General features: G+C 45.1%; 17 protein-coding genes. 14 read left to right on the top strand and 3 right to left on the bottom strand.

Translation table 11 applies throughout. From position 1 onward, the window contains the following. Positions 1 to 127 precede the first annotated feature (127 nt). The 13 genes from AAEY80_RS01170 to AAEY80_RS01110 all read left to right on the top strand — a co-directional run bounded on the left by AAEY80_RS01170 (position 128) and on the right by AAEY80_RS01110 (position 17,083). Positions 128 to 1,108, top strand: a complete 981-nt coding sequence (locus tag AAEY80_RS01170; protein ID WP_272487607.1) for a glutamate/aspartate ABC transporter substrate-binding protein — start codon at positions 128 to 130, stop codon at positions 1,106 to 1,108. A gap of 99 nt (positions 1,109 to 1,207) precedes the next feature. Beyond that, the gene (locus tag AAEY80_RS01165; RefSeq protein WP_025651659.1) at positions 1,208 to 1,954 is read left to right on the top strand and encodes an amino acid ABC transporter permease; all 747 of its coding nucleotides are present in this window, start codon (positions 1,208 to 1,210) and stop codon (positions 1,952 to 1,954) included. Continuing rightward, positions 1,951 to 2,622 (top strand): ABC transporter permease subunit, encoded by a 672-nt coding sequence (locus AAEY80_RS01160; RefSeq protein WP_101211769.1) that lies wholly within the window; start codon positions 1,951 to 1,953, stop codon positions 2,620 to 2,622. Before AAEY80_RS01165 ends, AAEY80_RS01160 begins: the two co-directional genes overlap by 4 nt. A gap of 193 nt (positions 2,623 to 2,815) precedes the next feature. Continuing rightward, entirely contained in the window at positions 2,816 to 3,547 is a 732-nt protein-coding gene (locus AAEY80_RS01155) for an amino acid ABC transporter ATP-binding protein (protein WP_173239201.1), read from the top strand. Positions 3,548 to 3,759: 212 nt separating this feature from the next. Further along, a complete protein-coding gene (locus AAEY80_RS01150) occupies positions 3,760 to 4,986 on the top strand; it encodes an FAD-dependent oxidoreductase (RefSeq protein ID WP_350587768.1) in 1,227 nt (408 codons plus the stop codon). Between the two features lie 342 nt (positions 4,987 to 5,328). Further along, positions 5,329 to 7,116 carry an AMP-binding protein gene (locus AAEY80_RS01145; RefSeq protein WP_350587767.1) on the top strand — a complete coding sequence of 596 codons (1,788 nt, stop codon included), beginning with the start codon at positions 5,329 to 5,331 and terminating at the stop codon, positions 7,114 to 7,116. Between the two features lie 282 nt (positions 7,117 to 7,398). After that, on the top strand, positions 7,399 to 9,153 hold the full coding sequence (locus AAEY80_RS01140; protein ID WP_201565801.1) for an AMP-binding protein: 1,755 nt from the start codon (positions 7,399 to 7,401) through the stop codon (positions 9,151 to 9,153). Positions 9,154 to 9,298: 145 nt separating this feature from the next. Then, a complete protein-coding gene (locus AAEY80_RS01135; protein ID WP_201577492.1) occupies positions 9,299 to 10,909 on the top strand; it encodes a carboxyl transferase domain-containing protein in 1,611 nt (536 codons plus the stop codon). A 256-nt stretch (positions 10,910 to 11,165) separates the two neighbouring features. Next, a complete protein-coding gene (locus tag AAEY80_RS01130) occupies positions 11,166 to 11,960 on the top strand; it encodes an enoyl-CoA hydratase/isomerase family protein (RefSeq protein ID WP_201577494.1) in 795 nt (264 codons plus the stop codon). Between the two features lie 166 nt (positions 11,961 to 12,126). Beyond that, positions 12,127 to 14,250, top strand: a complete 2,124-nt coding sequence (locus AAEY80_RS01125; protein ID WP_350587766.1) for an acetyl/propionyl/methylcrotonyl-CoA carboxylase subunit alpha — start codon at positions 12,127 to 12,129, stop codon at positions 14,248 to 14,250. A gap of 36 nt (positions 14,251 to 14,286) precedes the next feature. After that, positions 14,287 to 15,207 (top strand): hydroxymethylglutaryl-CoA lyase, encoded by a 921-nt coding sequence (locus tag AAEY80_RS01120; RefSeq protein WP_101211776.1) that lies wholly within the window; start codon positions 14,287 to 14,289, stop codon positions 15,205 to 15,207. A 79-nt stretch (positions 15,208 to 15,286) separates the two neighbouring features. Further along, positions 15,287 to 16,474 (top strand): isovaleryl-CoA dehydrogenase, encoded by a 1,188-nt coding sequence (locus AAEY80_RS01115; RefSeq protein WP_025651649.1) that lies wholly within the window; start codon positions 15,287 to 15,289, stop codon positions 16,472 to 16,474. Positions 16,475 to 16,597: 123 nt separating this feature from the next. Further along, positions 16,598 to 17,083, top strand: a complete 486-nt coding sequence (locus AAEY80_RS01110) for an energy transducer TonB (RefSeq protein WP_201565812.1) — start codon at positions 16,598 to 16,600, stop codon at positions 17,081 to 17,083. A 91-nt stretch (positions 17,084 to 17,174) separates the two neighbouring features. On the opposite strand, the gene AAEY80_RS01105 is transcribed toward AAEY80_RS01110, so the two are convergent. Together AAEY80_RS01105 and AAEY80_RS01100 are read right to left on the bottom strand one after the other, a co-directional pair. Further along, a complete protein-coding gene (locus AAEY80_RS01105) occupies positions 17,175 to 17,903 on the bottom strand; it encodes a pantothenate kinase (protein WP_350587765.1) in 729 nt (242 codons plus the stop codon). A gap of 37 nt (positions 17,904 to 17,940) precedes the next feature. Next, a complete protein-coding gene (locus tag AAEY80_RS01100; protein ID WP_025651646.1) occupies positions 17,941 to 18,891 on the bottom strand; it encodes a biotin--[acetyl-CoA-carboxylase] ligase in 951 nt (316 codons plus the stop codon). A 179-nt stretch (positions 18,892 to 19,070) separates the two neighbouring features. On the opposite strand from AAEY80_RS01100, the gene AAEY80_RS01095 reads away from it, so the two are divergent. Further along, positions 19,071 to 19,874 (top strand): sulfite exporter TauE/SafE family protein, encoded by an 804-nt coding sequence (locus AAEY80_RS01095; RefSeq protein ID WP_025651644.1) that lies wholly within the window; start codon positions 19,071 to 19,073, stop codon positions 19,872 to 19,874. A gap of 1 nt (position 19,875) precedes the next feature. Here AAEY80_RS01095 and AAEY80_RS01090 read toward each other — a convergent pair whose 3' ends face one another. Beyond that, positions 19,876 to 20,175 carry a DUF4298 domain-containing protein gene (locus tag AAEY80_RS01090; RefSeq protein ID WP_025651643.1) on the bottom strand — a complete coding sequence of 100 codons (300 nt, stop codon included), beginning with the start codon at positions 20,173 to 20,175 and terminating at the stop codon, positions 19,876 to 19,878. Positions 20,176 to 20,254 lie beyond the last annotated feature (79 nt).

Below are 20,254 nucleotides of genomic sequence, written 5' to 3'. Positions count from 1 at the left end.
AGTAACATTAAGTTGCATTATGATAAATAACAGCAACAACTGCACGGATGCAGGGCGATACTGTCAAATCAATAAGCTTCATGTCGCTCAAGTATCCTTTCAATATTGTGATAAAAGGATGTATCTCATGACCTACTTATTCTCCAAACCGTTGACTCTGGTTGCGTTTATGGCATTAGCCCTAACGGGCTGTAATAATAGCAACCAAACCACTGACGAGTCAGCAGCAGGCGATGCGACCGCCACAGAAGCGGCAGCAAATCCTAACGGTACGCTACAAAAAATCAAAGATTCAGGCACTATCGTCGTCGGTCACCGTGACTCCTCTATTCCATTCTCCTATATCGCTGATGATCCTAATCAGCCTATCGGCTATGCCCATGATTTAGAAATGAAAGTGGTGGAAGCAGTCAAGCAAAAGTTAAACATGCCCGATCTAAAAATTCGTTATAACCTGATCACCTCACAAACCCGTATCCCATTGGTACAAAACGGTACGGTAGATTTCGAATGTGGCTCAACGACCAACAACGAAGAGCGCCAAAAACAGGTAGCGTTCTCCAATGGTTTCTTCGAAATCGGCACTCGTCTATTGACCAAAAAAGATTCAGGTATCAATGATTTTGCTGACTTAAAGGATAAAACCCTAGTCACCACATCGGGTACGACCTCAGAGCGTTACATCCGTCAGTACAATGATGATAATAAAATGAATACCAATATTATCTCAGCAAAAGATCATGGCGAAGGCTTCTTAATGCTAGAAAACGGCCGTGCGGATGCCTTTATGATGGACGATGTCTTGCTGGCTGGCGAAAAAGCCAAAGCAAAAAATCCTGATGAATGGGTCATCGTCGGTGAGCCACAATCGTTTGAGATCTATGGTTGTATGATGCGTAAAGATGATCCTGAGTTCAAAGCTGTGGTCGATGAAGCGCTTGCCAATGTTTATAGTTCTGGTGAGATTAATAGCATCTATGACAAATGGTTCTTGAACCCAATTCCACCGAAAAACGTCAATCTAAACTTTGAGATGTCAGACAACTTAAAAGCTTTGATTGCCAATCCGCATGATAGCGCTCAGCCTAAAGCTGCGACTGCGCAATAACGTTACTTGTCCCACCACATAGCTTGCTGACGTGCTCAGAGTCATAGGTAAAACCCATCTGGCGCGTCGGCTTATCAATCGCTGCTCGGAGAGCCAACCATGAATTATAGCTGGAACTGGGGTGTGCTCTTTGAGCATACCGGTATCGGTAGCGAGCTTTATATCCATTGGATGATGACGGGTCTTGGCTGGCTGCTATTGATTGGTAGTATTGCTTGGACAATCGCCATGGTCGTCGGTACCGTCTTTGGTATCATGCGCACCTTACCCAATAAGACCGCGCGGACGATCGGTACGGCGTATGTGACGTTTTTTCGTAATATTCCTTTGCTTGTCCAGCTATTTTTTTGGTTCTATATCGCCCCCGGCTGGTTGACACCAGCGATACAGGACTGGTGGTATCGGGACCTATCGCCCAACACTTCAGCCATGCTTTCAGCCAGTATTGGTCTTGGTTTGTTTACCGCCGCTCGTATCGTCGAACAGGTACGGACAGGTATCGAGTCATTACCCCAAGGGCAGATCAATGCCGCTTACGCGCTGGGTTTTAGTATTCCACAAGTCTATAAAGAAGTGCTGTTACCGCAAGCCTTCCGCATCATTTTGCCCCCGCTGAGCTCAGAGCTGACCAACTGTTTTAAGAACGCGTCTGTCGCTTCCTTAGTGGGGGTGATGGAGCTGATTAGCCAAACCAAAACCATCAGCGAGTATACGCAAAATAGTATTGAGATTTATACGTATGCGACGATTATCTATTTAGTATTTAACCTGTCATTGATTGCCATTATGGGCTTTATTGAACGCAAACTGCGTGTGCCGGGGCTTATTGCAGGGAGTCAGAAATGAGTATGATGACCGAACTTGCTACTGCTTATCCTGGTCTCATGGGCGGTATGCTCATGACTTTAAAAGTACTGTTTTTGGCGATTGTTGGTGGCATCAGTTTAGGCACGGTATTGGCATTGATGCGCTTGTCAGGTATCAAAGCGCTTGAAATACCAGCAAAGTTATACGTTAATTACTTCCGCTCTGTACCATTGTTATTGGTGCTGCTGTGGTTTTATTTTGCCGTACCGATGATTTATTTTTGGGTAGCAGGTAAGTACCTACAGCTTGATGCCGCTTTTGCTTCTTGTGTCGTCGCCTTTATGATGTTTGAGGCCGCTTACTTTTCAGAAGTGGTGCGTGCTGGTATCCAGTCGATTGGTAGTGGACAGGTTAATGCCGCTAAAGCCTTGGGCATGACTTATGGGCAGACCATGCGCCTTGTGATTTTGCCACAAGCATTTCGCAAGATGCTGCCACTGATTTTGCAGCAGTGTATTATCTTATTCCAAGATACGACGCTAGTTTTTGCCATTGGTTTGACGGATTTTTTCCGCGCCGCTTACGTTCGTGGTGAGTTGATGGGTCTATTGACGCCTTATATCTTAGGTGCTGGAGCAATTTACTTTATCATCAGCTTGAGCGCCTCTATCGGCGTGCAGCAATTACAAAAGCGCTTAAGGTTTTAAGCGTTTTAATCAAAGCTTTTTAGTTGAATAGGTTGAGTCTGATACTTTTACTAAAGTACTTTTATTTAATAATGATTACCGAACATAATGTGGTTAGGAGCCAGTGATGAATGAGCCAGTGATAAATAGTGCTGACACTTATACAAATGACTTTGGCGGACTGGTCACAAATAATGGTCATGCGACTGATGAGATGGTCATTGAAATAGACAGTGTCAGTAAGTGGTATGGCGACTTTCAAGTGCTGACTGACTGTACCGCTCATGTCCATAAAGGCGATGTCGTCGTGGTCTGTGGTCCATCAGGTAGTGGGAAATCCACCTTGATTAAAACGGTTAATGGACTTGAGCCTTTCCAAAAAGGACAAATTATCGTTAATGGTATCTCTGTTGGCGCACCTAAGACTAATTTACCTAAGCTGCGTAGCAGTGTGGGAATGGTATTCCAGCATTTTGAGCTGTTTCCGCATTTGACCATTATCGATAATCTGACGGTCGCGCAGATTAAGGTATTGGGTCGTAAAGAGAGCGAGGCCAAACAAAAAGCCATGGCCTATCTTGACCGCGTCGGACTGACGGTACAAGCCGCGAAATATCCTGCGGAGCTATCTGGCGGTCAGCAGCAGCGGGTGGCGATTGCGCGGGCCTTGGCGATGGATCCGGTAGCCATGCTATTCGATGAGCCAACCTCTGCGCTTGATCCAGAGATGATTCAAGAGGTGCTCGATGTGATGGTAGAGCTGACCCGTGATGGTATGACCATGATGTGTGTGACCCATGAAATGGGCTTTGCCAGTCAGGTTGCCAACCGGATTATCTTTATGGATGAAGGTCATATCGTCGAAAACTGTAGTAAAGATGAGTTTTTTGAAGGCGCAAAAAGTGAGCGCGCGCAGATGTTCTTGTCAAAGATTCTCAATCATTAGAGATGGCTACTAAAAACAGCTACTTTGTTATTTGAAGCTTTTATAAGTAATATTTATCAATAGCGTCTATTAATAGGCGCTTTTTTTGTGCCCACAGCATATCAGTAGATTTATATAGGACTGACTATATATGAGTGAATGGCTGTTTACTGATACAATAGCAGCCAATATGTCAAAAATTAAAATAATTTATAAACGATATTGGAGCTAATATGAGTGTAGAAAATTCATCAGTAGTGGCGAGCAATCCATCGGCAGGTATTGTCATTGTTGGCGCAGGATTGGCTGGCTGGCACGTGATTGATGCGATCCGGACTAAAGATAAAGACATTCCGATTACTTTAATTACTGCTGATAATGGTGATCGTTATCATAAACCAATGCTAACGATGGCGATTAGCCAGAAGAAAAGCGCCGCCGATTTGGTGCGGGCTACAGGTAGTGATGCCGCAGAGGCTGCGCAAGTGACGTTGCTGGCTAATACGCATGTGATAAATATTGATCCTGTGAGTCAAACATTGCAGATTGCATCTAGCACGCAGTCGGAGACATCGACAGCGATAAGCTATGACAAGATGGTACTGGCAATGGGCGCACATCCTATTTTCCCAAAAAGCTTGCCTGAGGATTTGGTCTGGCACGTCAATCATATTGAGCGTTTTGGTCAGCTGCAAGAAAAGCTAGCAAGCGGCAGTCAGCACGTTGCCATTGTAGGGGCGGGCATGGTTGGGACAGAAATCGCCGAGGATTTACTCAAGGCTGGTCATCAAGTAACGCTGATTGATTTAAATGATGCACCGCTTTCACAAATGCTACCGTCAAAAGCGACGGCACGTATTGCTCAAGCGGTCAAATCACAAGGGATTAACTTTTTGGGCGGCTATCAGATAACTGAAGTTATTCGAATAAGTGATGGCAACAATATTGGAAAGTTACAAGTCAGCTATGAGCCATTAGATGCACAAAACACAGTGTCTTCGCAGTCCGAACCATTAATCGTCGATCACGTGATTGCCAGTACCGGGCTGACGGTTGATGATAAATTGCCTGCTGCTGCTGGCGTTGAATTCAATCGACGTACCGGTATCGTGGTTGATGCGACAACGTTGCGTACTAATACTTCTAGTATTTACGCCATTGGTGATTGCATGTCTATCAATGGCGTCGCTTGTCGTTATGTTGCACCGCTGCGTGCGCAAGCTGCGACCATTGCCGATGATATTTTAGGTCATGACCACGACGGCTATGAGCATAAGCCTCCGATGATTCGTCTAAAAAATAAAGCCATCTCTGTCATGGTTACTGGCGTACCGCAAGCGGCAGGTAATTGGCAGATAACTACTGAAACGGATGAAGAGTTAATCATGAATTTGTTAGATGATAACAATGAAGTCAGTGCGACAGTAACGATTAAAGCGCCCGTTATACTTAAATCGTAATGGTTAAAAGAAAAGCTTCTAACGTTAAGTCAGTGTTGCCATCCTAAGGCAGCGCTGGCTTTTTTTATTCACATGTACCACATCTCTTGTATCGATATTAGACTTAAGAACGCTTCAGTCTAATATCGATACATATCGTATTATTATTGATATTCTTTAATTTAAAGCACTGTATTATTGGTTAGAACTTAGTTTAGTTTAATCACAATCTGTGGTGATAAATCTATAGCGATAAAGAGGATGCGTTAAAAACTGTTCAAGGAAAAATATCACATTTACTTTGGTAGTCTATTTTTATAGCACTGCTAAAAAAACCTCAACCGTAAAACGAAAGGACTCGTTATGACTCAGCTTGCCGATTTCGACAATATTCTCAATGACAAGATTCTTAATGACAGTATTCTCAATAATGTTCCCAAAGTTAATATAGGTGCGCGCTCAGCGAATGCGCCACTCACCCAAAGCCATGACAAAGGACTTGATGTACCGCTAATTGAGGCGACCATCGGAGATTTTTTTGATGCGATTGTCGATAAATATCCTGAGCGTGAAGCCTTGGTTTCTCGCCATCAAAATATCCGTTGGACTTACCGTGAGCTACAGGAAAAAGTCAATCAGTTAGCCAGTGCCATGATTGAGATGGGACTTGAGATAGGTGATCGTATCACTATTTGGTCGCATAACAATGCTGAATGGTTGCTGATGCAATTAGCAACAGCAAAAATTGGCGTCATCTTAGTCAATATCAATCCTGCTTATCGAACGTTTGAGCTGCAATATGCGCTGAATAAACTGGGCTGCTCGGCCTTAGTATTGATGCGTCATTTTAAAACCAGTGATTATACGCAGATGATTCGCGAGCTATGTCCTGAAATTTATCATAAAGACTATACTCAGCTTGATTTGGTCGAGATTCCTACCATCGAGCGCATTATTTGGATTGATGAACCAGAAAGCGATGAGGACTTTAATTTTATGCAGAAGTTCTCTACGTGGATGGCAGAGGGAGATGCAAACGACCCTCGCGTAGCGGAACGCCAAGCCCAGCTTAAGAATACTGACGCTATTAGTGTGCAGTTCACTAGTGGCACGACCGGCACACCCAAAGGCGCCACCTTAACGCATCGCAATATCCTAAATAACGGCTATTTTATGGGCGAAGGAATGAGGCTGACAGAGGAGGATAGGTTGTGTATCCCATTGCCACTCTATCACTGCTTTGGCATGGTGGGCAGCAACTTAGCTATTTTAACTCACGGTGGTTGCGCGGTTTATCCTAACGATGGTTTTGATCCGCTAACGGTATTGCAGACGGTCGAAGAGGAGAAATGTACCGCTTTGCTTGGTGTACCGACGATGTTTATCGCGGAGCTCGATCATCCAGAATTTGATAGCTTTGATTTGTCCAGTTTGCGCACGGGTATTATGGGCGGCTTGAGCTGTCCTATCGAGGTCATGCGCCGTGTCATGGATAAGATGCACATGAGCGAGGTCACGATTGCTTATGGAATGACTGAGACCAGTCCAGCCTCTTGTCAGACCAGCTCGCAAACGCCCCTTGAAAAGAGAGTATCGACAGTAGGGATGGTGCTGCCAGCGCTTGAGGTCAAAATCGTCGATACCGAAACGGGTGATGTCGTCCCGATTGGAGAAACAGGCGAATTACTGACATACGGCTACGCGGTCATGAAAGGCTATTGGGGTAGCCGCTTTAAAACCCGAAAAGCCATTCAGGATGGTTGGATGTACACGGGTGATTTGGCAATGATGGACGAAGATGGTTATATCACTGTGGTTGGGCGTAGTAAAGATATGATCATTCGTGGCGGCGAAAATATTTATCCAGTAGAAGTTGAGAACTATCTCTATCGCCATCCAAAAATTCGTGATGTGCAAATCGTTGGTGTTCCTGATAAAAAGTATGGTGAAGTATTGGCGGCGTGGATTATTCCAAAAGAGCCGGGTAGCTTAAACGAAGAAGAAGTGCGTCAATTTTGTCGTGACCATATCGCTCATTATAAAGTGCCGACCTATTTTCGCTTTGTGACTGACTATCCAATGACCGTGACTGGTAAAATTCAAAAATATAAAATTGTTGAGCAAATGATAGAAGAACTGCTCCTAGAATAAGCGTGTACTATTAATAATAACTGGAAAAGCCAGCTTTATACTATTATGGTATAAGGCTGGCTTTTCTAATGTAATTCATATAAAAGAATGGTCATTTGGTAATCAATGATACGTTAATTTTATATATTCTTTTTAAATGATACGTAGTGTATTACTATTATTGACAGCCTTTCATTGATAACGGTATAGTAGCGACATGCTAGGTAAGAGCTGTACAACGGAAAAAGCTCTAATCACACGCAACTCATTAGCACCGTATAAAGTAAAACGAAAGGACTCGTTATGACTAAAAATCCTGATTTTGATACCATTCTAAATAATATCCCCAGCATCAATATGGGCGCGCGCTCAGCAAATGCGCCACTTACCCAAAGTTATGATAAAGGTCCTGATGTGCCGCTGATTGAAGCGACCATTGGTGATTTCTTTGATGCGATTGTATCAAAATATCCAGAGCGCGAAGCACTGGTCGTGCGCCATCAAAATATCCGCTGGACGTATCGTGAGTTACAACAGCATGTCAATCAGCTGGCTAGTAGTATGATTGAGATGGGACTTGAGATTGGTGATCGCATCGGTATCTGGTCGCACAACAATGCTGAATGGCTTTTGATGCAATTAGCGACCGCGAAAGTCGGCGTTATCCTCGTCAATATCAATCCTGCCTATCGTACCTTTGAGCTGCAATATGCGTTAAATAAACTCGGCTGCTCAGCACTCGTGCTCATGCGCCATTTCAAAAGCAGCGACTATGCAGGTCTCATCCGTGAGCTGTGTCCCGAGATTTATCATAAAGATTATACTCAGCTTGATTTGGTCGAGATTCCAACCATTGAGCGTATCATTTGGATTGATGAACCAAACTCTGATGAAGCGTTTGGTTTTATGCAGAAGTTCTCTGCTTGGATGGCGGAAGGCGATGCCAACGATCCACGGGTTGCCGAGCGTCAAGCCCAGCTTAAAAACACCGATGCTATTAACGTCCAATTTACCAGTGGCACGACAGGGACGCCAAAAGGCGCGACGTTAAGCCATCGCAATATCTTAAATAACGGCTACTTTATCGGTGAGGCCATGAATCTCACTGAAGAAGACAGGCTGTGTATTCCAGTACCTTTATATCATTGCTTCGGTATGGTGCTCGGTAATTTAGCGATTCTGACGCATGGCGGCTGTATCGTTTATCCGAACGATGGCTTTGAGCCGTTATCAGTCCTGCAAGCAGTCGAAGAAGAGAAATGTACTGGTCTGCATGGCGTACCGACGATGTTTATCGCCGAGCTTGACCATCCTGAGTTTGAAAATTTTGATTTATCGACTTTGCGTACTGGCATTATGGCCGGCTCTAGCTGTCCGATTGAAGTCATGCGCCGTGTCATTGATAAGATGCATATGAGTGAGGTCACCATTGCTTATGGCATGACTGAGACCAGTCCCGTTTCCTGCCAGACCAATGAGCATACGCCGCTTGAGAAGCAAGTATCGACCGTTGGTTTGGTGCAACCTGCGCTTGAAGTAAAAGTCGTTGATACTGAAACGGGTGAGATTGTACCCTTAGGCGAAACTGGCGAGCTCCTGACCCGTGGTTACTCAGTGATGAAAGGCTATTGGGGCAGCCGCTTTAAAACCCGCGAAGCCATTCAAGATGGCTGGATGCATACCGGTGATTTGGCCACCATGGACGAAGATGGCTATGTCAAAATCGTTGGTCGTAGTAAAGACATGGTTATTCGCGGCGGTGAAAATATTTATCCTGTCGAGATTGAAAACTATTTATATCGCCATCCAAAAATTCGTGATGTGCAAATCGTTGGCATCCCAGATGAGCGTTATGGTGAGGTGCTTGCGGCATGGATTATTCCTAAAGAGCCAGATTGCCTGACTGAAGAAGAAGTGCGCCAGTTCTGTAGCGAGCATATCGCTCATTATAAAGTGCCGACCTACTATCGCTTCGTGACCGAATACCCGATGACCATCACTGGCAAAATTCAAAAATATAAAATTATCGAACAGATGAAAGAAGAGCTAGGCTTATAGTAAGCTTGCTTATTAGGTCTGAAACATTTAGGTTTTAAACATCACGGATTAATCATGTGAGTAACGCTTAAAATAAACACCAGTTAAAATAACTCGCATAATATAAAAAGCTACTCGCATTTACGTATCAAAGAAAAGGGATATCATGAGCGCTATCATAACCAGTAAACTGAGTCCAAACGCTGCTGAATTTCAGCAAAACAGTGCCGCCATGCAAGCGGTAGTCGATGACCTATATGTGCACTTGCGTAAAGTCGTTCAAGGCGGTTCAGAGCGTGCGCGAGCTAAGCATCTAGCACGTGGTAAGCTACTACCTCGTGAGCGTGTCGAGCGTTTGCTTGATGTCGGTACGCCATTTTTAGAAGTCGCTCCGATGGCGGCGCACGATATGTATGGCGAAGAGATTCCCGCTGCTGGCGTGATTGCGGGTATCGGCCGTATTAACGGCACTGAGTGTATGATTGTCTGTAATGATGCCACGGTAAAAGGCGGCACTTACTACCCAATGACGGTCAAAAAACACCTACGTGCACAAGAAATTGCCCAAGAAAACAACCTACCTTGCGTATATTTGGTGGATTCAGGCGGTGCTAACTTACCCAACCAAGATGACGTATTCCCTGACAAAGAGCACTTCGGCCGTATCTTTTTTAATCAAGCCAACATGAGTGCTGCAGGCATTCCACAGATTGCCGTGGTCATGGGCAGCTGTACGGCGGGCGGTGCATACGTACCAGCGATGAGTGATGAGTCTATTATTGTTAAAGACCAAGGCACCATCTTTTTGGGTGGCCCGCCACTCGTAAAGGCAGCAACCGGCGAAGAGGTCACTGCCGAGGACTTAGGCGGCGGCGATGTACATACGCGTCTGTCAGGAGTCGTCGATCATTTGGCGCAAAACGATACTCATGCACTATCGATTGCGCGTAATATCGTCAGTCATCTCAATCGTCCTGCCAAGAAAATTCCGAATCAAATCAAACCACGTCCACCACGCTATGATGCCAAAGAGCTATACGGCGTTATTCCAACAGATAAGCGTAAGCCATTTGATATCAAAGAAATCATCGCTCGTATCGTCGATGACAGCGCCTTTGATGAATTCAAAGCACGCTTTGGTACCACGCTGGTTTGTGGTTTTGCTCATATCGAAGGTATGCCAGTTGGCATCATCGCTAACAATGGCATCTTGTTTAGTGAGTCGGCGCAAAAAGGCACACATTTCATTGAGCTGTGCTGTAAGCGTAAAATCCCGTTGATATTCCTGCAAAACATAACTGGTTTTATGGTTGGTCGAAAATACGAAAACGAAGGGATTGCTCGTCATGGCGCCAAAATGGTGATGGCGGTTGCTAACGCGAAAGTGCCGAAATTTACCGTCATCGTTGGCGGCTCATTCGGTGCCGGTAACTACGGCATGTGCGGCCGTGCTTATAGCCCACGTTTCTTATGGATGTGGCCAAATGCGCGTATCTCTGTAATGGGCGGTGAGCAAGCAGCCTCAGTACTGGCGACCGTCAAGCGTGATAATTTCGACCGTAAAGGCGAGGAATGGAGTAGCGAGGACGAAGCAGCATTTAAAGCCCCAATTCTCGATATGTATGAAAAGCAAGGTCATCCATATTATGCAACGGCACGTCTCTGGGATGATGGGGTTATTGATCCTGCCGATACCCGTAATGTACTAGCATTAGCGCTTAGTGCGGCTCACAATGCACCGATTGAAGAGACAGCTTTTGGTGTCTTTAGAATGTAGATTAGTATTATATTTTCGTTGAGAGAATGCTTTAGTTTAAAATGAAAGCTGTGTTACTAAGGTCAGTACGTGACTGGTAAAAAAAATTTTCTTGCGTGCTGTACCTATGCCGACAGAGGCTGCGAAAATTTCTACCAGTCACCCATTTCTTTTCGAAGATAGAATGACGGTGTTAGAAGTAAAAAAGAACATTACGCAAAACTATCTGTAAAAAAAGACATGCAAAAGTTATCACAAAACATTGAGAAAAACCTATATGAATAATTATAAAAGCCTATTGGTCGATATTGAGCAGCACGTGGCTACGGTAACATTAAATCGTCCTGAGATACGTAATGCCTTTAACGATGAAATGATTGCTGAGTTGACCCATGCTTTTAAGACGCTTGGTAATGATGAGCAAGTACGCGTCATCGTCTTAGCGGCTGCTGGTAAAGCCTTCTGTGCTGGCGCGGATCTGAACTGGATGCGCGCGATGGCAGATTATAGCTATGAAGAGAATCTAGCCGATGCGGATAAGCTCGCGCAAATGCTTAAGACCATTTATGAATGTCCTAAGCCAACGATAGCTGCTATACAAGGTGATGTCTATGCAGGTGGTATGGGTTTAGTCGCCGTTTGTGATGTAGCAATCGCGGTGAGAATCGCCAATTTCTGCTTGAGTGAAGTGCGTTTAGGGTTAGCGCCTGCAACGATTAGCCCTTATGTGATAAAGGCATTGGGCGCACGAGCTTCGCAGCGCTATTTTTTAAGTGCAGAAGTATTCGATGCTAAAAAGGCGCGTCAGTTGGGCTTTGTCCATGAACGCGTCAGCGAAGAGTCGCTTGACGATGCCGTTGCGGCGTTTTGCGATAAAGTGGTCAAAAACAGCCCCGACGCGGTCAAAACCTGCAAACGTTTGTTGCATGAAGTCACGGGCGCACCCATTACCGATGAATTGATTGCCGCTACGGTAAAAGGCATCGCTGATATCCGTTCATCAGAGCAAGGTAAGGAAGGGGTGCAAGCATTTTTACAGAAGCGCAAGCCTGACTGGCTGACCGCAGATTAATAATAGAAGAGACTTTTGTTAAATTGACGTTAAGTTAACAGCAGATGTCATTTTTTTTAAAACAGTCACACGTGAACATCAACCTATATTTTATTATTTATCATTATTTATTAATGTCACAAACGAATGTTAAAAACGATAAAAACGACAAGACACAGGGATAGTTATGTTTTCTAAAATTCTAATCGCCAACCGTGGTGAAATTGCCTGCCGTGTTGCAGCAACTGCCAAGCGTCTGGGTGTAAACACCGTCGCTGTTTATTCTGATGCTGACCGTGAAGCTAAGCATGTCGCTGTCTGTGACGAAGCGGTTTATTTGGGCGGATCGTCTCCCAAAGACAGCTATCTTAAAGGCGATGCTATCATTGCGATTGCTAAACAGACTGGTGCAGAAGCAATTCACCCAGGTTATGGGTTTTTAAGTGAAAATGCGGATTTTGCGCAAGCCTGTCAGGATGCAGGACTGGTCTTTATTGGTCCATCCGCTGATGCGATTCGCGCGATGGGCGGCAAGTCTGAGTCCAAGCGTTTGATGGAAGCGGCTGGCGTGCCACTGATACCAGGTTATCATGGTGACAATCAAGATGCCGAGTTTTTAAAACAGCAAGCGGACAGCATTGGCTATCCAGTACTGATTAAAGCCAGTGCGGGTGGTGGCGGTAAAGGCATGCGTATCGTGGAAAAAAGTAGCGATTTTATTGGTCTATTAGACTCCTGTCGCCGCGAAGCCATTACCAGTTTTGGCAATGACCAAGTATTGATTGAAAAGTACGCGCTAAAGCCACGCCATATCGAAATTCAAGTATTTGGTGATACGCATGGCAACTATGTGCATCTGTTTGAGCGTGATTGCTCGGTACAACGCCGCCATCAAAAGGTATTAGAGGAAGCGCCAGCTCCAGGTGTTGACGCTACAATGCGTGAGGCGATGGGCACAGCAGCTATTGAAGCGGCGCGTGCGGTCAATTATTTCGGTGCAGGCACGGTTGAATTTATCGTTGAGCAGCGCGAAGGCTCTATGAATTTTTATTTCATGGAAATGAATACCCGTCTGCAAGTTGAGCATCCGGTTAGTGAAGCCATTACGGGTGTCGATTTGGTCGAGTGGCAACTCTTGGTCGCCGCCGGTCAGCCATTACCTAAGCAGCAAGATGAGCTGGCGATTAATGGTCATGCGATTGAAGCGCGTATCTGTGCTGAAAACCCTGACAATGGTTTTTTACCTGCGACAGGTACTTTATTTACCTATCGAAAGCCTGAGCACAGCACCTTTGTTATTAATAACGACAGCGCAGGCGTGCGTATCGATGATGGGGTACGCGAGGGTGATGTCATTAGCCCGTTCTACGACTCTATGATTGCCAAGCTTATCGTTCATGCGCCCACTCGCGAGCAAGCATTGGCGAAACTTGATCGCGCATTGGGACAAACGCGCATCGTTGGCTTGCCAACTAACGTGGCATTTTTGCGCTACATTCTCAATACTGAGTCGTTTAGTAAAGCCAACCTCGATACCGCATTGATAGAGCGTGAGGCAGACGAGCTGTTTAACCAGCATCCGCTTGAGTTATCGACGCTTGCTGTGACTGCCATTACTCAGCAGCTTGCGAGTGAAGGGATTGTACAAGACGCAGATGCAGATCCATTTAGTAAACCTACTGGTTTCCGTGCTTATAGCGATTACACAAGATCGTTTAGCTTGGTTTATGATGAACAAGCTTATAGCGCCCGTATTAGTAATTGGCACAATGCGAATGATGCTGACAGCAAAAAGGGTAGCGATACTCTCAGCAGCTTTACGTTGGCCATTGAAAAAGAGATCGCGAGTAACGACACTCAAGATAATGTCAATGTGGCCGCTCAGACAGAGAGTGTTTATGAAGGTGAAGTCAGCTACGCCAGCAGTGACGCACACAATCATACTTTATGGCTAGAAGGCGCACGTATTAGTGCTCAAAGTTGGGTACATAATGAGACCGTTTATGTGTTCACAGATAGCGGTCGGGACGAGATTACGCTGATTGATATTATGGCACATGTGGGCGAAGAGTCTGCAGCGGTCGGTAGTTTGAAGTCACCAATGCCAGGGCAGGTCGTTGCCTTCAAAGTGGCTGTCGGCGATAGCGTGAAAAAAGGCGAGCCACTTGCCGTTATTGAAGCGATGAAAATTGAACATACCATTACCGCACCAACTGACGGCGTGGTGGCAGAATTGTTATTTGCGGCGGGTGACTCGGTTGCTGATGGTGATGAGTTACTGCGCATCGACACAGAAGCTAGCGAAGCTTAAGAACTGAAGTATAAGAACAATAAAAGGATAATAACCATGAGCCATTCGTATCCAGACCATGTCACCATCGTGGATGTCAGCCCACGTGATGGCCTACAAAACGAAGCCATGACGGTACCGACGGCGGTTAAGCAAACGCTTATCAACGATTTAATCGCAGCAGGCGTCAAGAAGCTTGAGGCGACCAGCTTTGTCTCGCCAAAATGGGTGCCGCAAATGGGCGACAACAGTGAGCTAATGACCGCGCTTGCAGATAATAGGCATGATGACGTTATGTATTCGGTACTCGTGCCAAATATGCGCGGTTTTGAAAATGCCATTGTACATCGTCCTGATGAAATAGTAATTTTTGGCTCAGCCAGTGAAACCTTTAGTCAAAAAAACATCAATTGCAGTATTGATGAAAGTATTGAACGTTTTGCACCCGTTGCCGCTGCCGCAAAAGAGCAGGGCATCAAAGTGCGCGGTGTTATCTCTTGCACGGTCGGTTGCCCTTATGAAGGCGAGATTGACCCTAGCCAAGTGGCTTATGTGACTAAGCGTTTGGTTGAGATTGGTTCAGAACAGATTGGTATTGCCGATACGATTGGGGTAGGTACGCCGCTGAAAGTACAGCGCGCGCTACAAGCCGCTTTAGAATATGCCGACATCGCTATGCTATCAGGCCATTTCCATGATACTTATGGTCAAGCAGTCAGTAATACCTTAGCCGCACTACAGATGGGCGTCAGCGAATTCGATACCTCAGTGGCTGGGCTTGGCGGTTGTCCATATGCCAAAGGCGCAACGGGTAATGTCGCTACCGAAGACGTTGTCTATATGCTGCATGGCATGGGTATCAGTACTGGTATTGACTTGGATAGACTGGTCGTAGCTGGCGAGCGTATCAGTGAGTTTCTAGGTCGCCGCAATGGGTCAAGCGTGGCCCGTGCGTTGATCAATAAGCGTCAGTCCTAATTAAATGCGCTAAAAATATAATGGCTTTAAAGACGAATTAATATTTAATATTTAAAACATCAAAATACAAGGAATAGTTATGAGTTTACCTGGATTGAATTTTCAGCTTGGCGAAGATATCGACGCGTTACGTGATGTGGTACAGCAGTTTGCAGCGAAAGAAATTGCCCCGCGTGCGGCTGAGATTGACAGCAGCGATGAATTCCCAATGGATTTGTGGCAAAAGATGGGTGACTTAGGTTTGCATGGTATCACTGTTCCTGAAGAGTACGGCGGTTCTGATATGGGCTACGTCGCTCATATGGTCGCAATGGAAGAGATTAGCCGCGCTTCTGCGTCCGTGGCGCTGAGCTACGGTGCGCACTCTAATCTGTGTATCAACCAAATTAAACGCAATGGTTCAGAGGAACAAAAGCAAAAATATCTGCCGAAACTCATTAGCGGTGAATTCATTGGTGCGCTAGCGATGAGTGAAACGGGCGCTGGCTCAGATGTGGTCAGCATGAAGCTAAAAGCCGAAGAAAAAGACGGTGGCTACATTTTAAACGGCAGCAAAATGTGGATTACCAATGGTCCTGATGCGGACGTAATGGTGGTTTATGCTAAGACCAATCCAGAAATGGGTGCGAAAGGCATGACGGCATTTATCGTTGAAAAAGGCATGGAAGGTTTTGGTACCGCGCAAAAGCTAGACAAATTAGGCATGCGCGGTAGCCATACAGGTGAGATGACCTTTAACAATGTTGAAGTCCCTAAAGAGAATATTTTAGGCGGCCTCAACGAAGGCGTTAAGGTACTGATGAGTGGTCTAGATTACGAGCGCGCGGTATTAGCAGCTGGTCCTATCGGAATCATGCAGGCAGTGATGGATAATGTCGTTCCTTATATCCATGATCGCAAGCAATTTGGTCAAGCGATTGGTGAGTTTCAGCTTATCCAAGGTAAAGTCGCGGACATGTATACCATCTTGCAGGCGGGGCGTAGCTTCTTATACACCGTTGGTAAAAATCTCGACATGTTAGATCAACGCGGTGCTGGTCATAGTCGAGAAGTGCGTAAAGATTGCGCCAGTGTGATTTTATGGTGTGCCGAAAAAGCCACTTGGATGGCAGGTGAAGGCATTCAAATCTTTGGCGGTAATGGCTATACCAATGAGTATCCGCTAGGTCGTTTCTGGCGTGATGCCAAACTCTATGAAATCGGTGCAGGTACCAGCGAGATTCGCCGTATGCTGGTTGGTCGTGAGTTGTTTAACGAGACTAAGTAAAGTTTAATGGCGAATTAAAAGTTAACTTTTATCGAATTTTTCTGCTCTAAGATCTAAAAATGTGCTACGTTATATGTCTCATAGCGTGGCACTTTTTAATGATTTGGATAAAAGACTTTTATAATGACTCGTAAATTAAATATTAAGTTAGCTGTTAATCACATAGCTTCTAACGATACAGTTTTTCACTTTCTAACCAGTATAAAATCTATCAGTGCTTATGGCCTGTTAGTCACCTTATTTACATTATTTACGCTGTCAGTAAGTACGATGCCTGCACAGGCAGAGTTGGTTGATTTGTCTAATTTTGAACCCGTTACTCAAATTTCTATTAGCAATGCAAATTGGGTAGTAAGACCTATTTTGAGAATCGAATCTCATTGTATAAACACTGTGAGTACCGGCGATAAGCTCACTCTCTTGTTAGATGGATCGGTTGATAAACAAGGCAAAATTACTAGAGTACAAGTCAAAAAAAGCAGCGGTAATCAATGCTTGGATGAGAATGCTATTCGACAGGTAAGAAGCGGCAGAATGAAACCAGTCATGGTTAAAGGAAAAGCCGTAAGGGCAAGTTTTAGCTTACCTATCATTTTTACAGTGCCATAGGTAGTAATAGAGAAGTTAGACGTATTTAAACCAAAAAAAGCAGTACGCTTAAAACGTACTGCTTTTTTTATTTATACAAACGCTCAAAACACTATATCTGTTTACTATGATCAAAATAACGTGCCAGACCATTTAACAATAAATCATCGCGCAGGCGCACTGGGCGATTGACATGTTGCGCGATGATATGAGCATCACCACCAGTCATGATGAGCTCAAAGTTGGGATGACGATGGCTAATCTCATTGATCGCCCCAACGATGGACAATAATATCCCACGATGGACCGCATCTTGCGTGGTAACTCCCTGACTGACGCTATCAAAAGTACCATTAGAGATGGTAATTTGCTTGGTGCCTGAAAATAGTGATTCACGTTGCAGGTAAATACTGGGGAAAATATAACCGCCTAAATGCTCCGCGTGATCAATCAAATCAATCGTCACCGCTGTACCGCAACCAATCACGCACTGGCGCTTTTTCTTATCAACTGCGCCCAGCATCTGTAGCCAACGATCGCAGCCGAGCTGCTCGTCATTGTAGGCGCTACGCATCAATGGGTGTTCAGCATCAACATGGACAAACTCAAACGGAATATCTAGACGACTCAAAGTCTCTGATACTTTTACGTTGAGCTCGTCACCCAGTACCGACGAGATACCGATAAAGTCGGGCGCATAACGCTCAAAACGATCGGTCAGACCCATGAGTAATTCGGCAGGCGCTTGCAAGTGTTGTTTGGCATCGTGCGCGACTATTTGCCCGATATCATCGGTGAGCCAGTATTTTAGACGGGTATTACCAAGATCTAACCAGAGCATAAAAATCCCTTTATATGGTGCTCGTTAAGTATGTGATTTAAGCCTCACAAATCACATCAATACGACCGGTAAAAAGCGCAGAAATCTTACCGTTATCTTCACGCAATTGCAAACAGCCGTTTGTATCAATACTGCAGGCGTCACCAGTGATGACATGCGCTTTATCATCATGGTCTTGGCTGACACGTAATCGCAGACCCGCCAATGCATCCATCGTCGCAAACTCTTGCAAAAAGCTATCCAGATAATAGGTATGCCCAGTGGGCCTTTCGATATCAAAATGCTCAAAGCGTGTCATAGCCGCCAGTAACGCTTCACTAATTTGCTGATAAAGCGTCTGTAAGGTTGGTAGACTGTTCGCGTTATCTGACGCTAGTATTCCATAAATATCTTGTAAGCTAATGGCTTGATAGCTCATACCTTCGCAAGTCTGCGCGGTTAGCTTTGGCGCAGCCTGTACATTAAGTCCAACGCCCATGACCACACCAACCAATTTTCCTGCCTTCCAAACTGGTTCAATTAAAATACCAGCAAGCTTATTGAATTGAATAATTTGCGTGTCTGGTTCAGCTTTATCTGATTCAGAAGAATTTTGATAAAAGCCCAGATCATTGGCCCATTTTACGCCGATAGGGGTTAAACCTTGCGCGCGTAATTTCTCATTCAATGTTTGGATAACAGGCGTTTTTGCCAGCTCAACGCCGATGATTAACGATAACAAACCGCTAATGGGCATGTGTACTGGGTGGTATAACGACAGATAGACATTACCGCGCGGTGATTGCCATGAGCGACCTCGCTGTCCGCGTCCTGCACTCTGGGTTTCAGCTGTTAGTAGCTGCAACTTAGTAGCATCCAGCGTGCCATCTTGCACAGCGTCTATCAGCTCACTATTGGTAGAGGCGCTGCTGAGCACATGACGATGCGTAAGCTCAGCTAAATGAACGAAAGGATTGGCTGGTGACGGCATAGATATAGATAACGGCATAAATTTAGTCGCTGTAGTTCATATACTGTTTGATAGAGTCTTTAAGATAGCATTTGATATACTAAGGCCATTGTTAAGAATGACAGCCATCGGCAGAATTGTCACGACTTAGATGCTAATGACGCGCAGGCGCTGGTTATTATCATCTAAAAATAACCATTATAAAAGGTAGTACTATGATGTTGTATGTGTGGTTTGTCATTGCAGGGGCGTTTGCTGGGGTCAGCGCAGGTTTATTTGGCGTCGGTGGCGGCATGATTATCGTGCCAGCATTGGTATGGATTTTTACTGCGTATCATTTTCCTCCTGAAGTGGTGACCCATTTGGCAGTTGGTACCTCACTTGCGACCATCGTAGTGACTTCTATTAGCTCACTCACGGCGCATAATAAGCGCGGCGGTGTACGCTGGGAAGTGTGGCGAAAAATGGCATTAGGTTTGGTCATAGGCAGCCTCGTTGGTGCAGGGGTTGCTGACATGATTGACGGTAAGGTATTGCAAGCTATCATCGGTGTCGGCGCGTTATTGGTCGCTTTAAAGATGTTGTTCTTCTCTAACAAAGAGCAGTTAGGTAAGCCGTTACCGCCTGCTAGTGTACAGTTTGGCGCAGGAGCAGGTATTGGTATGGCATCGTCTATTTTTGGGATTGGTGGTGGCAGTTTGACCGTACCGTTTTTAAATTGGGCGGGACTACCGATGAAGCAAGCGGTGGGCACTTCAGCGGCTTGTGGCCTGCCAATTGCATTGGCTGGCGCAGCAGGATTTGCATGGTTCGGTCAAGATGTGGTCAACCTACCTGAAGGTACGATAGGCTTTGTCCATATCACAGGGTTTTTATGTATTTCAGTCGTTAGCTTCGCTATGGCAAAAGTCGGTGCCAAGCTTGCCCATGTATTACCTGCGCTGACGCTTAAGCGTGCCTTTGGCATATTGTTATTATTTGCTGGTGGTCAGTTATTGTTAAGTGGGATTGGGGTGATTTAAGTTACTTCTTATCAATCGCATCTAGCCCCAAACGCATCCACTTTCTTGCTAACTCATCATGGTCGCTGAGCATACTCCATAGCGCATCTTCACTAAAGATAGAGTGCTCTTTACCTGAATGTTCAATTGGCAGATCCGCTTCACGATCTGTCATCCATTGCGGATTTAGATAGTAATCTTTTAATTCGTTTTGCAATGTTTCAGCTTTTAAGAACTGCTGTTGCGCCTCAAGCTGTTTACGATGTAGCTCACACCATTCTTCATATTTTTGTTGTAATTCTTGCGGATTATAATCAGTCATATTAATGCTCTTAATTTTTAGTGTTTAGATGAATTATATAGATTTTCAGCCATATTATAGCATTCCTCACAAACTCTAA

Source organism: Psychrobacter sp. 78a-MNA-CIBAN-0178 (genome assembly GCF_040309625.1).
Lineage (GTDB): Bacteria > Pseudomonadota > Gammaproteobacteria > Pseudomonadales > Moraxellaceae > Psychrobacter > Psychrobacter okhotskensis.
Note: the sequence above shows the minus strand (reverse complement) of the source record. Positions and strands in the feature narration are given on the sequence as shown.